The organism is Pedobacter sp. KBW06, from assembly GCF_003852525.1.
GTDB lineage: Bacteria > Bacteroidota > Bacteroidia > Sphingobacteriales > Sphingobacteriaceae > Pedobacter.
The window spans coordinates 195206-210851 of record NZ_QAJL01000006.1; the positions used below are offsets into that span (position 1 = coordinate 195206).

Annotated in this window: 10 protein-coding genes; all 10 read left to right on the forward strand. The window is 42.7% G+C overall.

What is annotated here, in order from left to right; genetic code table 11:
* Window positions 1–69 precede the first annotated feature (69 nt).
* The 10 genes from DBR43_RS30700 (at window position 70) to DBR43_RS30745 (ending at window position 15642) form a co-directional block, all read left to right on the forward strand.
* Complete coding sequence (locus tag DBR43_RS30700; protein WP_124587174.1) at window positions 70–2409, forward strand: hypothetical protein; 2340 nt, start codon at window positions 70–72, stop codon at window positions 2407–2409.
* Entirely contained in the window at window positions 2406–3143 is a 738-nt protein-coding gene (locus tag DBR43_RS33470) for an acyltransferase (RefSeq protein ID WP_124587175.1), read from the forward strand. Before DBR43_RS30700 ends, DBR43_RS33470 begins: the two co-directional genes overlap by 4 nt.
* Window positions 3140–4417 carry a glycosyltransferase family 4 protein gene (locus tag DBR43_RS30710; RefSeq protein ID WP_124587176.1) on the forward strand — a complete coding sequence of 426 codons (1278 nt, stop codon included), beginning with the start codon at window positions 3140–3142 and terminating at the stop codon, window positions 4415–4417. The genes DBR43_RS33470 and DBR43_RS30710 overlap by 4 nt, the downstream gene beginning before the upstream one ends.
* Window positions 4404–5552, forward strand: coding sequence for a glycosyltransferase family 4 protein (locus DBR43_RS30715; RefSeq protein ID WP_124587177.1), 1149 nt, complete (start codon window positions 4404–4406; stop codon window positions 5550–5552). The genes DBR43_RS30710 and DBR43_RS30715 overlap by 14 nt, the downstream gene beginning before the upstream one ends.
* 85 nt (window positions 5553–5637) lie before the next feature.
* Window positions 5638–6849, forward strand: coding sequence for a DUF1972 domain-containing protein (locus DBR43_RS30720; protein ID WP_124587178.1), 1212 nt, complete (start codon window positions 5638–5640; stop codon window positions 6847–6849).
* A gap of 38 nt (window positions 6850–6887) precedes the next feature.
* Complete coding sequence (locus tag DBR43_RS30725) at window positions 6888–7973, forward strand: glycosyltransferase family 4 protein (protein ID WP_124587179.1); 1086 nt, start codon at window positions 6888–6890, stop codon at window positions 7971–7973.
* A 60-nt stretch (window positions 7974–8033) separates the two neighbouring features.
* Complete coding sequence (locus DBR43_RS30730) at window positions 8034–9380, forward strand: sigma-54-dependent transcriptional regulator (protein ID WP_124587180.1); 1347 nt, start codon at window positions 8034–8036, stop codon at window positions 9378–9380.
* 138 nt (window positions 9381–9518) lie between these two features.
* Window positions 9519–10661: an FIST signal transduction protein gene (locus DBR43_RS30735; RefSeq protein ID WP_124587181.1), complete on the forward strand. Its 1143-nt coding sequence runs from the start codon at window positions 9519–9521 to the stop codon at window positions 10659–10661.
* Complete coding sequence (locus DBR43_RS30740; RefSeq protein ID WP_124587182.1) at window positions 10648–13290, forward strand: PAS domain S-box protein; 2643 nt, start codon at window positions 10648–10650, stop codon at window positions 13288–13290. The genes DBR43_RS30735 and DBR43_RS30740 overlap by 14 nt, the downstream gene beginning before the upstream one ends.
* Window positions 13291–13302: 12 nt before the next feature.
* The gene (locus DBR43_RS30745) at window positions 13303–15642 is read left to right on the forward strand and encodes a PAS domain S-box protein (protein ID WP_124587183.1); all 2340 of its coding nucleotides are present in this window, start codon (window positions 13303–13305) and stop codon (window positions 15640–15642) included.
* Window positions 15643–15646: the final 4 nt, after the last annotated feature.

Genomic DNA, 15646 nt, shown 5'->3' on the forward strand with positions numbered 1-15646 from the left:
TGGAATTTATCATAGAAAATTAAAGCTATGCATCCCGATATAGAAATTTTCATTCAATCGTTAAGGCAGATGGGTTTATCTCTGAGCTTAAATGCCAACCTGCTGAATTCAAGCCAAGTTACCTGTTACTATATCTGTAACCCGGATGGAAGTATCCGATGGATCTGGCCTGCAACAGCCAAACATGCGGACTTCCTCAAATTCTATCACCACAATAGCTTCAGGGCGATGTGTTTTGTGATCGTTACGACAGTTCTGGCAAAGACCGGCCTGCTGTCTTATTTAAAAAAAGGCAGTTTCTCCATTTACACCTCCAAACAAAGTGCATCCGGCAACAGATGGGCCTGGTTTTCCGGCACGGTTGGCCCAGGTAGAAAAGCCATTTTATGGCAATGGAAACCGGGATTTAAAACCGCTGTTTTTTTCAAAATTCCAATCGGCCCTTTGGCAGCATCCTATGTCCATACAGAGGCAAAACAATTACAATACCTGCAACAATTCCAACTAAGTGAGGTAATCTTGCCAGAGTCAGAAGAGCTCAGCAATCACATTTTAAAAATCACCGATATTGGTCATGGAACGAGCCGTACCAACAGGTTCGGTAAACTGCCATTCCATGCAGTGAAAATCTGGATGGAAACAGGCTTAAAGGTACAACCCTATCAGGATTCTCTCTTCCGGGTGGAACTTGAGAAAATGGTCAATAAATTAAGTACGCTCAATGACCACAGGATTCCAAATCAAATGCTGACTAAAATGGAGCTGTTGATCAAAAATATCAGCATCCCGTCGAAATTCAGCAGCAGCTATGCACATGGTGATTTCACGCCATGGAATGTCATGGTAAAAGCCGAAAAGCTTCAGGTCATTGACCTTGAGCTTGGCCGGAAAGACATGCCGCTTTTATTTGATTTGTTTCATTTTGTATACCAGTCTAATATATTAATCGGCAATCATGGATATGCAGCCATCAGAAAAGAACTGGACCTGCTCTTTGCCAACCCGATGTGGGATGCCTTTCTAAAGGAACATCAAATTGATTCCAATACTGCCGAAACTTTATATCTTCTTTACACCGTAGCGTATTACCTGAATGTTTATGCCCAACAACCACAATGGCATACACAGGTAAACTGGTTATTGAAAACCTGGAATGAGGCTTTAAGTCTGCAATTGCAAAAGCACGGGATTTCTACCGTCAGAAAGATCATGCTGACAGATCTCGGCCTCTTGCTAAGCACAAAAAAATATGCCGTTCTAAAATGGATGTACGAGGAAATTGACACCTTACCTGAAGATTCGGACATTGACATTTGCATCACCCGTAATGGCGCAAATGAGCTCATCGAAGCACTGAAAACTCACCCCTTGATTTCTAAAATCATCATTGTTAAAAAGAGTTTTATGGCCCAGCTGGAGCTGATCTGTATGGACGGAAGCCTGATCCATATTGATTTGATCCACAGCTTTAAAAGGAAAGCATTCGTATTTTTAAATGCAGCTACTTTACTTAATCATACCCGGATACACCGCGGCGGACTACAGGTGCCAAGCCCGGAAGAGGACGCAGAATACATCAGGCTTTTCTACCTATTAAATCATACAGAAGTTCCGGAACGTTATCAATCATTGCTCCGCATTCATTTTTCATTTCCCGTACAAAATCTCAGTCATGAATTTCAAAAGGGCAGGCAAAACAGAGGTTGGAGAAAATGTCTGCACCTGTTTCAATATTATATGGACACGTTGAAAAGTTGCTTTTCAAATAATGGTTTCATTATTACTTTCAGCGGTGTCGATGGTGCAGGGAAGAGCACTGTTATCGCACATGTGCATCGCCTGATTGATAAAAAACTGAGACGGAAAGTCATTGTGATCCGCCACAGACCTGGTCTGCTCCCCATTATCAGCTCCTGGAAGTATGGCAAAGCCCAGGCGGAACACAAAGCGGCAAATACGCTACCAAGATTAGGCAGCAATCATAAAAAATGGTCCTCGCTTTTGCGGTTCGGTTACTATTACCTTGATTATTTAATTGGTCAGTGGTATATACAGTTGCGCTATGTATCTCAGGGATACATTGTGTTGTACGACCGTTATTATTTCGATTTCATCAACGATGCCAAAAGGAGCAATATCGTTCTTCCCTCCTCCTTTACCGGATGGTGGTACAAATTCCTGATCCAGCCAAAACTCAATTTCTTTCTGTACGCAGATGAAAAACTGATTCTGGAACGAAAGCAGGAGCTTGACGGACCAACGATCCGCAGGCTGACAAAAAGCTACCTGCTGTTATTTAACAAGCTAAAAAGAAATTCGGTGGACGCACATTATGTACCACTCGAAAACCTTCAGCTGAGCAATACCCTTTCCGTAATATTTACCTATATCAAAACTCAAACACGATGAAAGCTATCATTGAAAAAATCATCAGATTCAGAAACCCGTCTTTTCGTTTCGATCAGAACTTAGGCCTCAGGATTATACTTCATTTTGCTTTCAAACAGTTTGCAGCATTGACCAGAGGACTTCGCATCTGTTTTTACTTAAGAAACCCAAAAAGAATGATGTTGGGAAGCGGGGTACAGTTCTTTGTGCTCTCCCGGATCCGTTGGGGACAATATCTTAAACTCGGCGAACATGTGGTACTGAGTGGCCTTGGGGAAAAAGGCATTACACTTGGCAATAACGTAGGGATCGGCGCATTCAGCAGATTGATCCTCGCCACTTCGTTCCATCAAATCGGAAAATATATCGAAATCGGAAATAATGTAGGCATCGGTGAATTTGCCTATTTAGGTGGTGCCGGAGGCCTCCATATCGGAGATGATTGTATCGTTGGTCAATATTTCAGTTGCCATCCTGAAAACCACATGTATCAGGATTTAACCACACCTATACGTCTTCAGGGCGTAAGCAGAACAGGCATTCATATCGGCGCAAACTGCTGGATCGGAAGTAAAGTAACCATACTCGATGGGGTAAACATCGGGCCCGGAAGTATCATTGCTGCAGGTGCAGTAGTCACAAAGTCATTTCCTGAAAACTCGGTCATAGGCGGAGTTCCGGCACGCCTGCTTAAAAAAAGAGCAGAACTTATTGAAAATGAAATCAATGAATTCCATAATGCTTTAAATGTATGAAAAAGATACTCCTCACCGCTTATGCGGTAAATCCTTATAAAGGTTCCGAAGATGCCATGGGATGGAATATGATCCTGCAGGTGGCACGTTATCAGGAAGCGATTGTGGTGACCCGTAAAAACAACCGCGCAGCCATTGAGCAATATATGGCTGAACATGACGAGCTTAAATCGCTCTTTTCAAGATTATCATTTCTGTTTTTTGACTGGCCGGAATGGACCATCAGCTGGAAAAAAGGCCCTGTTTTAAGCATGCTTTATTACTATGGATGGCAGTTTACCGTTGCTTTCTGGTTAAAATGGAAAAACTATCCTGCAGATGTGGTTCACAATTTAAATTTTCACAACGACTGGACGCCCTCTTTTCTCTGGATATTGGGCAAGCCTATGGTTTGGGGACATGTAGGTCATCATCCAAAAACTCCAAAAGCCTATATCCTGCCTGTATATGGAAAAGCAGCATACCTTAAAGACCGGGCGCTGTGGGTTCTAAAAAACTGCTTCTGGTACCTTGACCCCTTTCTTTATCTCTGCAAGGTTAAAGCCGATATGATCATTTGTATGAATTCCGAAGTGGTCAAACATTTACGCTTAAAAGAAAAATTTATCATCCATCCTTCTGTTGCAGCTGAACAGGACCAGGCGCCTGCCCTTTCCACAAAAAACGAGTGCTTCCAGGTCATTTCTGTGGGAAGGTTTGTCCCGCTTAAAGGCTTTGATTTAACCATCAGGAGTTTTGCCGCATGCTATAAGCGCCTAAGCCCTGTAGACCGTAAAAAAGCCAAACTGACTTTAATTGGTACAGGACCTTTAAAAAAAATGTTGCAGGAACTGGTCATTGCGGAAGAAATTGCTCAGGCAGTCACCTTTATCGAATGGTTGCCCCGGGAAAATCTAAAGGAAATCTATGCTTCAGCATCGGTATTCCTCTTCCCTTCGCATGAAGGCGCAGGCATGGTGGTTCCGGAAGCCATGAGCTATGGATTACCAGTAGTTTGTCTGCAAAACTGTGGCCCCGGCGAATTGGTTTCAGCAGCATCGAACCTGATTGTTCCCTATGGTGATTATAGCGAAACCGTACAGATGCTCGCCGGTAAATTAACCTCACTAATGACCAACCGGGCCTATATGACCACAGAAAAACAGCTTGTGCAGGAACGCTATGAAAGCCTGCTCAACTGGAACGTCCGGGGAGAAATGCTGAAAAATGTTTACTCCGAAGTGCTAAAAACAAAAATTGTCAACCTTAAAACTTACCGCAATGAATACGCCTAAAAAAAGAATCATCGCAGTTCATATGCTCAACGACTTCAGTGGCAGTCCAATGGTGCTCAGACAGGCCCTTGAAGTGTTAAAACAAAATTTTGACATCCACTTGTATACTGCCACGCCATCGGGAAAGGGCGTATTGAGTGATATTGAAGACATCACTATACATCCCATCTTTTACAAATGGCACCGGAATAAATTCATTACCCTTGCCTTCTACCTCTGGGCGCAATTGATTTTATTTAGCCGGCTGTTGTTCTTTTTAAAAAGAGAGGATACGGTATACATCAATACTTTACTGCCCTTCGGGGCGGCATTGGCGGGTGTTTGTGCAAACTCAAAAGTAGTGTATCATGTTCATGAGGTGAGCATTAGCCCTGCAGCATTTAAAGCCCTCCTGGTGAAGGCAGCCAAACTCTGCGCAGATGAATTGCTGTTTGTCTCCAATTACGTTAAAGCGCAATTTGATTTTGCAGAAGAAAAAACCACCGTAATTTACAATGCTTTGCCCGACTCCTTTTTGGAGAGTGCAGCATTGAAAACAAAGGCACGTCCCGACCGGACCTTCACTGTACTCATGTTGTGTTCTGCAAAAGCCTATAAAGGCATCCATGAATTTGTAGAAATCGCAAAAAAGCTTTATTTCTTAGAGTTCAGATTGGTCCTAAATGCATCAGTTGCGGAAACCAATGCTTTTAAGCAAGCCGCAGCTGTTCCCTCCAACTGCCAGATATTTCCTGTGCAGGAAGATACCAGCAGCTTTTATTTAAATGCAGATTTGATTGTCAACCTGTCCAGACCGGAACAATGGGTAGAAACATTTGGAATGACGATCCTGGAAGGCATGGTCTATGGCTTGCCCTCTATCGTCCCTCCGATCGGCGGCATTACGGAAGTTGTGGAAAATGAAATTGAAGGCTTACAAATCGATGTAGCTAATATCCATGAAGTTGTCTGGGCAATTGTGAAGCTTTCCTCTAATAAAAGCTATTACGATAAACTTGCGGAAGCAGCCAGAAAAAAAGCGGAGAAGTTCTCCCAGCAGGCCTTCAGCAACCAGATCGGGCAGTGCTTCTATTTTGTTAAGAAAACAACAGAAGTAACATCAGATGGAATACTAGTCCAAAAAATGGAATTCTAAATTACAAAAAAGTGCTCACAACAGCCATAAACCGCACATTAACGCTTTGGCCCGGAAAATGAAAAGCAAACAGAAACAGCGCATCATGAAAAATCAGAAAATTGCCATCATCGGTACCGTAGGCTTACCCGCAAAATACGGCGGCTTTGAAACCCTCGCCGAGCATCTGGTAGAACATCTAGGCAGCAAATGGGACATTTCGGTTTATTGTTCTGCCAAAGCCTATTCCAAACAAGAGCAGGTAAAAACATATAAAGGTGCCAGGCTGTTATACTTACCCTTTAAAGCCAATGGGATTCAAAGCATTATATACGATTGCATCAGCATTGTGCATGCCTTATTTTATGCCGATGCACTCTTAATTTTAGGAGTGAGCGGAGGTTTTATCCTTCCATTTGTAAGGCTTTTTACCAATAAAAAGATCCTGATTTCTATAGACGGCATAGAATGGAAACGCAATAAATGGAGTAAGCTTGGCCGCCTCTACCTTTGGATGGCAGAATGGATGGCAGTCAAATCTTCTCACGCAGATATCGCAGATAATGAATCCATTCAGGACTATACTGCCATTCGCTATAAAACACTCAGTAACATTATAGAATACGGAGCAGATCATACCTTAAATGTAAACTCAACCGATGCCGACAAAAAGAACTATCCTTTTTTAAAAGCACCATATGCTTTTAAGGTTTGCAGAATTGAACCTGAGAACAACATAGGAATGGTACTTCAAGCCTTTTCTATGCTTCCTAAACACACCCTGGTCCTGGTTGGAAACTGGAATAACAGCGACTATGGACAAGAGATGAAAAGTCAATATGGCAATTTTCCAAACATCATCTTACTCGATCCTATTTACGACCAGCGCGCGCTGGATGTGCTGAGAAGCAATTGCTATGTTTACATCCATGGACACAGCGCCGGGGGCACAAATCCATCACTTGTAGAAGCCATGTTCCTTGGTCTTCCTGTCATCGCCTACGGAGTCACGTATAACAAAACAACCACAGAAGGTAAAGCAATGTATTTCAGCAACGTCAATCAGCTCTGCTCACTGATCAAAGAAAAAAGCATCACAGAGCTTAAACAGTCGGCCCTGGTGATGAAGGAAATTGCAAACCGCAGGTATACCTGGAAACTGATCGCAGACAAATATGAATATATGATCATTGAGGTGATCAGAACTTCTGAGAAAAAGAAACTGACCTCCCGCTATGCGACCCTGAATAAAAAAAGATTGCTTGAACTGGAATTGGGTCATTTGCAGTCGACCGTACATTTTTACGAAAAACGATAGTTCACCTTAACCTTCATTCTCATTTAACCTTCATTCTCATGAAAACTATGCTTTCAGACTTTATGCCCCTCGCTTTGCTTTCCATTGCCTCGGCCATTTTCTTTTTCCCGCTCCTGATCAGATTAAGTCCACATATCGGTATGGTAGACAAACCCAATAACAGGAAGGTACACAGCAGCCCGATCCCCGCAATAGGCGGATTTGTCATTGTTCTTTGTATGCTTACACCGGCCCTGTTTTCAGGCCTGCTACGGTCTTTCATTGCCACACATCAAATGATCTACATCACCATGATCACGCTCATGCTGACCGGTCTTTTAGATGACCGTTGGGACCTGCCTGTAAAATTACGTTTGGTTGTTCAGCTTGGCTGCGCCATTGCAATCGCCGTTGCAGGAATAAGACTCACTTCACTTTATGGATTTATGGGCATCCAGAACTTACCCGAATCCGCTCAATATATTTTGACCGTTCTGATCATTATGGGTGTGGTCAATGCCTTCAACCTTATTGACGGCATTGATGGGTTAGTGGGAAGTTTAGGAAGCATCAGCGTAGTTGTGCTGATCGTCATGAGTGTCCTGTCCCATCATACCGAATGGCTGCTGCTCTTACTCCCGCTTGCTATTGCCTTAGTGATCTTCTTAAAGTACAACTGGAAACCCGCCAAACTGTTTATGGGCGATAGCGGTTCATTGACCATCGGCTTTGTCGTTTCCACTTTAGGGATTTATTTCATACAATCTGCACAGTCGGCAACCCTTCACCTCGCCCCGGTTTTTATTGTGCTGGTTACCGCCTGCTGTATGATTCCCGTTCTGGATTCCCTGAGGGTCTATCTGACCAGGATGTGGAAAAGAAAATCTCCCTTTTCGGCAGATAAAACACACCTTCATCACCTGCTGATCCACCACCACCTGATGCATTCGAATGCCACCGTAAAAATCATCAGGCTGCAGATCATCTTACTCTTGTTCTCCATTGCTGCCATTTGTCTGGTCAGTATAGCCTGGGTCATTGTTGGTCAGGTGCTGGTCGTGATATTTTACATTTATACCCTACAGCTAATGACTTATTTCTACCGTTGGTACCGCTTTATCAAAAAAATGGAAATTGCCAATTAAAACAATTGAGGCTTAAGACGATAGTTCAGGATAAATTCTGTAATTTAGAGAAAAGCTCTTATGGAAAGTTATCGCATTTTCATCGTGGAAGATGATCCCTGGTATGGAGAGATCCTGGATTATCACCTCTCTCTCAACCCAGACTACCAGGTATCCAGGTTTTTAACCGGAGAAGACTGTCTGAAAAACTTACATCTGAATCCGGACCTGATCAGTATTGATTTTTCCTTACCCGATACTACAGGCGATAAATTCTATAAGAACATCCGACGGATCCTGCCGGAAGTTCCCGTTATTGTGATCAGTTCGCAGGAAAACATCACCACGGCAGTTAACCTCCTTAAGATGGGGGTTTCAGATTATCTGGTCAAAGATGAAGCTACTAAAGACCTCCTGTGGAACAGCGTTATCCGGATCCGTGAAAACCAATGTCTGAAAAAAGAAGTACAGGAGTTAAGGGACGAGCTGGGACAAAAATTCTCTTTTGAAAAGACCATCATCGGACAAAGTACTGCCATCAAAGGCATATTCGGCTTAATGGAAAAGGCGACCAAAACCAATATCAATATTTCCATTACAGGGGAAACAGGAACCGGAAAGGAAGTCGTTGCAAAAGCCATTCATTACAGCAGCTTACGGAATAAGAAAAAGTTTGTAGCCGTAAATATGGCGGCCATCCCCAGGGAACTGGTGGAAAGCGAATTGTTTGGTTATGAGAAAGGGGCATTTACGGGAGCAATCACCCGCAAAGCCGGGAAATTTGAAGAGGCGAACGGAGGAACCATTTTCCTGGATGAAATTGCGGAACTTGATTTAAACGTACAGAGCAAAATACTAAGGGTGCTTCAGGAAAGAGAGGTTACCCGCGTTGGTGGAAATGAAACCATTAAATTTGATGCCCGCCTGATCGTAGCCACGCATAAAGATTTGGCAGAGGAAGTAAAAAAAGGGAACTTCAGGGAAGACCTTTATTACCGGATCATGGGTTTACCCATAGAACTGCCTCCTTTAAGGTTCCGGGATCAGGACATTCTCATTCTGGCCAGGCATTTTACCGACGAATTTTCTGCAGCAAACAAGTTAGGCACCGTCAGCATTTCAAACGGCGCTAAGGAGAAATTGTTAAAATATGCCTATCCGGGCAATGTAAGAGAACTAAAAGCAATTATCGATCTGGCAGTTGTCATGTGCGATCAAAATGAGATCAAACCGGAAGACATCACCTTCAATACCATTCGTCGAGACAATGTTTTAATCACTGAAGAAAAAACGCTTAAAGACCACAATCAGGACATTATCAAATTTTACCTTAAGAAATACAATCACGATGTCATTGCCACTGCAAAAGTCCTGGACATCGGCAAAAGCACAATTTACAATATGATTAAGGCCGGAGAATTAGAATAAATTCCATAAAATGGATGTTATTCCAGTTTCTGGAATAGAAAACCCGTAAAAAAGCAACAAAACATCGCAAATAAGGCAATGAAGAGGCATCAGGCGTTTTGGCACAATAATCGTTTCATCAGGGAAAACCGCCAGATCATGAATGCATCACTTTTTCAGTTTTTAGACCATAAATGGCAAAACTCCCCTTCCGGTTCCAGTATAAAACCAGATCGGGTACAGTTAGTATTGTGCTTTGCAGGAAAAGAAAGAATGACAGATCCGGATCTTTACCAAAGTTTGCAACCGGAATTTCCCAATGCGGAACTCGTGATGTGCAGCACTGCCGGAGAAATATTCGGGCAAAATGTTCAGGACAATTCTATCATAGGTGTTGCCTTAACATTTGACCATAGCCGGCTGAGCACATCTTCCGTCTGCATTCAGGACTTTCCTGACAGTTACAGTGCGGCGGTAAAGCTGATTGATAACCTGGAGAAAGAAGAACTGTGTTACATCATGGTTTTCTCCGACGGCAGCCTGGTGAATGGAAGCGAACTTGTAAAAGGATTGAACAAAGCTGCAGGAAATAAGGTATTGATCACCGGAGGCCTTGCTGGCGATGGACCAAATTTCAAATCCACTTTATTGGGCTTAAACGATTCTCCTTCAGAAGGTAAAATTATTGCCATTGGTTTTTATGGAAAAAACCTATTGGTAACCCATGGCTCCCAGGGCGGCTGGGATATGTTTGGCCTGGAAAAGGAAATCACCAAATCTGAGGCCAATGTCTTGTATGAAATTGATCAGGAAAATGCCCTCGATCTCTATAAAAAATATCTGGGACCCGAAGTAGAAAATCTGCCCGGTGCCTCTCTGCTCTTCCCCCTCTCGGTTACCATTCCCGGAATTGAGAAACCGGTGGTCAGAACGATTTTATCCATTGACGAGGGGGCCAGAAGTATGACATTTGCGGGAGATGTGCCTGTAGGATCAAAAGTCCGGTTTATGAAAGGCAACTTTGATAAACTTACTGCAGCTGCCGCAATTGCTGCTCAAAAAACGATATCTTTTCAGAAGACAAATCCCGACTTCTCGCTCTTGGTGAGTTGCGTTGGCCGCAAACTGATTTTAGGATCACGTGCAGAAGATGAAGTGGAGGCGGTTAGCGAAATTTTTGGAAATGAAACCCCTTTGGCCGGTTTTTATGCCTATGGGGAGATCTCTCCATTTAACGAAGGAGGCGACTGTCAGCTGCACAACCAGACCATGACCATTACTTCATTTTATGAATTACCATAAACTATTATCCAGGCAAATCAAAAAACACCTGCCCGAGGAACTTGCTTCCGATCCGGCCATCCTCCGTTTTTTATTGATCATCAGCGATTCCTACACTACCCTGGAAAGAGATACCGAATTGGCTGAACGGGCATTCAGAATAAGTGAAGAACAGTACCTGAGTCTGAATACCAAACTAAAACATGAGCTTGAGGTAAAAAGGTTATCCCTGGAGAAGTTGAAATCCGCTGCCGGTTTTTTGGGCTCTGAATCACAAAACGACTCCGATGATCTGCTGATTATCACGCAGCAGCTCCTGGATGAGATTGACAAGAGAAAGAAGAGTGAGGCGGCATTGCGGTCCAGTGAAGGCTTATGGCAGTTTGCTTTAGAAGGTGCAGGCGATGGAGTTTGGGAGTATAACTTCCTGAATCAGGAAGTCTTTTTTTCCAAACAATACAAAAAAATGCTGGGCTATACAGAGGAGGAATTTAAAAATGATACTGCGGAATGGTATAGCCGCATCCACCCTGAGGATCTGGAATTGGTAAACAAGATCGACCAGGATTATGCAGAGGGTAAAATATTAAGTCATCAGCGTGAATTCCGTTTGAGGCATAAAGAAGGTCACTATCTTTGGATATTGGACCGTGGGATGGTCATTGACTTCACCAAAGACAAGCTGCCTGAACGTATTGTGGGCACCCATACCGACATCACCGAAAGAAAGCTCGCCGAACAGGCATTAAAGATCAATGAAGAAAAATACCGGGGGATTATCGCCAATATGAACCTTGGATTAATCGAGGTAGATAACACTGAACTCATACAATATGCAAACGATAGTTTTTGCAATATGAGTGGATTTACCCAACAAGAGCTGCTGAAAAAGAAAGCTTCAGAAGTACTGATTTTAAATGAAGAAACAAAAAAGACCATTCTTCAAAAAAATGAACTCAGAAGGCAAGGCATCTCCGATACCTATGAAGTTTCAGTAAACCATAAAAATGGACAGAAAAGATGGTGGCTGATCAGTGCTGCGCCGAGATTTAATGACAATGCAGAATTGGTCGGTTCCATCGGTATTCACCTGGACATCACCCAGCAGAAACGGCTTGAACTTGAACTCATCAATGCCAAGGAACAGGCTGAGGCCTCTACCCTTGCCAAAGAAATGTTTCTGGCAAATATGAGCCATGAGATTCGTACCCCTATGAATGCCATCCTGGGGATGTCAAATCAACTTAGAAAAACTCATTTGGATGAAGAACAATCTTTTTTCTTAGATACCATAAAAGGAGCGGCGGATAACTTACTCGTCATCATCAACGATATTTTAGACCTCAGTAAAATTGACGCCGGTAAACTGAGCCTTGAAAACATAGGATTTGAAATAGAGCCGCTGCTTCTCAGGGTCATACAGGTGATGAATCACAAAGCGGAAGAAAAGGGAATTATACTGAGCAATTCGTTGAATGATCCCGGATTACAAGAGGTATTAATTGGTGATCCATACCGAATCAACCAGGTACTCCTTAATCTGGTCAGTAATGCCATCAAGTTTACCCCCAGAGGCAGTGTGGACCTGACTTGCAGGCTCATCAAAGAAGATGCTGCAAAACAGACGATAGAAATTGCGGTTACAGATACCGGAGTAGGTATGGATCAATCATTTAAAGAAAAACTTTTTGATAATTTCTCTCAGGAAGACGCCTCTGTGACCAGAAAGCATGGCGGAACGGGCCTTGGTATGAGCATTACCAAAAAATTAGTTGAATTGATGAATGGTAAAATCGGGGTCGACAGCAGAAAAAATGAAGGCACCAACATTTCTATCTTATTGGAACTGAATAAGGGAAGCCTCAATGATCTGCCACAAATTGATGCAACCGAAACAGATACTTCAATTTTGAAGGGAAAGTTGATTCTGGTCACAGACGACAATGAGATCAATCGTTTATTGGCTTCAACGATATTACAAGCCTATGGTGCGGAGATATTGGAGGCCGTAAATGGTCTGGAAGCCATCGAAAAAGTGATGAATTGTGACCCCGACCTGATCTTGATGGACATCCAGATGCCGGTAATGGATGGTATGGAAGCCATTAAAGAAATACGCCGCAGGTTGACAAAAAAAACACCGGCAATTGCTTTAACTGCGTTGGCATTAAAAGGAGACAATAAAAAATGCCTGGAGGCAGGATTTGATGATTATTTATCGAAACCTTTCGAAGAGACACAGCTGCTTCATATCGTATCTGCCTGGCTTGGAAAAGAGCTCAAAAAATTGCCGATATCCGAACTCAGCATTACTCCGGTAACAGATCTGCCTTTGTACGATTTAACCCAATTGACGACGATTGCAAGAGGTAACCAGGATTTTATAGACAAAATGAAGTCTCTTTTCAAAGAACAGGCGCCAGCATCAGTTCAGGAATTGAAATCGGCTTATCTAAAAAATGACTACGCCCTTATGGCCAGGATTGCCCATAGAATGAAGCCTTCTGTAGACACACTGGGAATTGTTTCCCTAAAGGAGGTATTAAAAGAAATTGAGGAATCGGCCAAATCAGAGGGAACATCATTAAGAATGGATGGACTCCTCTGGAACCTCGAAAATACCATCGCAAAAGTAGTATCTAAATTATAAGCGTAATTTAAGATGAAAAAGAAGATCAGTAGTAAAGGAAAACATAATATTATTGAACAGGTTGCAGACAGGGAAACTGAAGAAAACGTCGCATTCGGACAATTTTTCAATTTGTCACAGGATTTAATCTGTATTGCGGGTACTGATGGATATTTTAAAAAAGTTAACCCCGCTTTCCAGACCATGCTTGGCTGGGATGCGGAATCGCTCCTGAGTATTTCTTTATTTGAGTTTATCTATCCTGAAGATGTGGAACTGACCATCCTGGAGATGGAACAATTGAAAACCGGCAGGAATACCATTAACTTCACACACCGGTTTAAAACGAAAGGCGGTGGTCATAAAGTACTGCAATGGACCGCTGCACCTGACTTAGCCAGCGGTCATATTTTTGCTATTGGCCGAAACATTACTGAAGAAGTTGAGAATAAACATCAGCTGGAGATCAGCGAAGAAAAATTAAAACGCTTCTTTGAAAATTCTCAGGGATTGATGTGTACCCACGACCTGCAGGGAAAATTTCTTTCCGTAAATGATGCCGGCGCGGCTATTTTGGGCTATTCAAGACAAGAGGTCGGCAGGATGAGTTTATTTGATGTGGTGCCGGAGCAGGATCATCCCCGCTTAAAGGCATACCTGAAAACAATTACAGAGAACGGAAGTGCGACCGGAAAAATGCTGACCAGAGATAAATCCGGAAACAAAAGGGTCTGGATTTTCAATAACATTTTGGAGAAGAGCATTAATGATCAGCCTTATGTGATCGGTAATGCCGCAGACATTACGGAGCAGTATTATCTGGAACAGGATTTGAAAACCGCCAAGATACAGGCTGAAAAAGCGAGCATGGCCAAATCCGAATTTCTTGCCAACATGAGCCATGAAATCCGGACTCCCCTGAACGGGGTCATTGGCTTTACCGACCTGGTCTTAAAAACAAAACTTACCAAAACCCAACATCAGCACCTGAGCATTGTTAACCAATCTGCGACTGTTCTTTTAGAAATCATAAACGATATACTGGATTTTTCAAAAATAGAGGCTGGCAAGCTCGAGCTGGAAATTGAAAAATGTGATCTTTACGAAACCTGTGCTCAGGCCACCAACATCATTCACTACCAGACTCAAAAGAAAAAACTGAAAGTACTGTTAAATATCGCTCCAGAATTACCCCGATTTATCTGGACAGATGCCATCCGGCTAAAACAAATTCTGGTCAATTTATTAAGTAATGCCACTAAATTTACGAATGAGGGTGAAATCGAACTTAAAGTTGAAGCGCTGGAAGCCAGCGAAGATCGAACGAACATTCGTTTTGGTGTCAGGGATACCGGCGTGGGAATCAGACCGGAAAAACATGATCAAATTTTTGAAGCTTTTTCACAGGAAGACAGTTCTACGACTAAAAAGTATGGAGGAACCGGACTGGGGCTTACCATTTCGAATAAACTATTGAATATGATGGATAGCAAACTCCAGTTGATCAGTACCGTTGGAGAAGGCAGTCTGTTTTATTTTGACCTTAGCTTAAAAACAGAATCAGGCGAAACGTTTTTCGACCATAAAAGCATACCGTCTTCCATCCCGCAATCTTCTGCTGTAAAACCATATGCAGGCGACAGTTACAGGATCATGATTGTTGAAGACAATGAAATCAATATGTTCCTGATTAAAACCATCATTTTAAAAATCCTGCCGCAATCTGTGATCACTGAAGCCGGAAACGGAGCGGAATGCCTGAGCAGATTAGAACATGAAGCGGTAGACCTGATCTTTATGGATGTACAAATGCCCGAAATTAACGGACATGAAGCGACAGCTAAAATCAGGGAAATGAATCGTTCAAGTCAGGTCCCTATCATTGCACTGACAGCCGGAAACGTTAAAGGAGAAAAGGAAAAGTGTATCGAAGCCGGAATGAATGATTTCATTTTGAAACCCATTGTAGAAGAAACGATCGTTCTGGTGATTGAAAAGTGGCTGCTTAATATTTTACCTGGCCATGGGTCTGAAAATACCTCGGCCTCCAACCCATCTTCGCATCTTAATCTCGACACTTTAAAAATTTATTGTGAAAATGATGAGGAAAGTATGAAGCGCTTACTGGAGATGATTAAACAACAGCTCGAGGACTCTTTGTCCCATTTAGAACACTTCGTGAAACAGAAGGATCTCAAATCAATAAATAGCTTCGGACATAAACTTTACGGTACTGCAGCAGCAGCAGGTATGGGTATTTTAGCAGAGCTTGCTACTCAATTACAGGATATGGATACCTTTCTTGCATTCGATATGGAACTTCTACTGGCAAAGACGAAACAGGAAACGGATATTATTCTTAGCTTGTTGTGAAAAG

What these genes read in the sequence shown, in the direction of transcription:
- DBR43_RS30715 (WP_124587177.1), top strand. Translation starts at nt 4,404, where the DNA reads ATGAATACGCCTAAAAAAAGAATCATCGCAGTTCATATGCTCAACGAC.
- DBR43_RS30710 (WP_124587176.1), top strand. Translation starts at nt 3,140, where the DNA reads ATGAAAAAGATACTCCTCACCGCTTATGCGGTAAATCCTTATAAAGGT.
- DBR43_RS30725 (WP_124587179.1), top strand. Translation starts at nt 6,888, where the DNA reads ATGAAAACTATGCTTTCAGACTTTATGCCCCTCGCTTTGCTTTCCATT.
- DBR43_RS30735 (WP_124587181.1), top strand. Translation starts at nt 9,519, where the DNA reads ATGAATGCATCACTTTTTCAGTTTTTAGACCATAAATGGCAAAACTCC.
- DBR43_RS30720 (WP_124587178.1), top strand. Translation starts at nt 5,638, where the DNA reads ATGAAAAATCAGAAAATTGCCATCATCGGTACCGTAGGCTTACCCGCA.
- DBR43_RS30745 (WP_124587183.1), top strand. Translation starts at nt 13,303, where the DNA reads ATGAAAAAGAAGATCAGTAGTAAAGGAAAACATAATATTATTGAACAG.
- DBR43_RS30740 (WP_124587182.1), top strand. Translation starts at nt 10,648, where the DNA reads ATGAATTACCATAAACTATTATCCAGGCAAATCAAAAAACACCTGCCC.
- DBR43_RS30700 (WP_124587174.1), top strand. Translation starts at nt 70, where the DNA reads ATGGGTTTATCTCTGAGCTTAAATGCCAACCTGCTGAATTCAAGCCAA.
- DBR43_RS33470 (WP_124587175.1), top strand. Translation starts at nt 2,406, where the DNA reads ATGAAAGCTATCATTGAAAAAATCATCAGATTCAGAAACCCGTCTTTT.
- DBR43_RS30730 (WP_124587180.1), top strand. Translation starts at nt 8,034, where the DNA reads ATGGAAAGTTATCGCATTTTCATCGTGGAAGATGATCCCTGGTATGGA.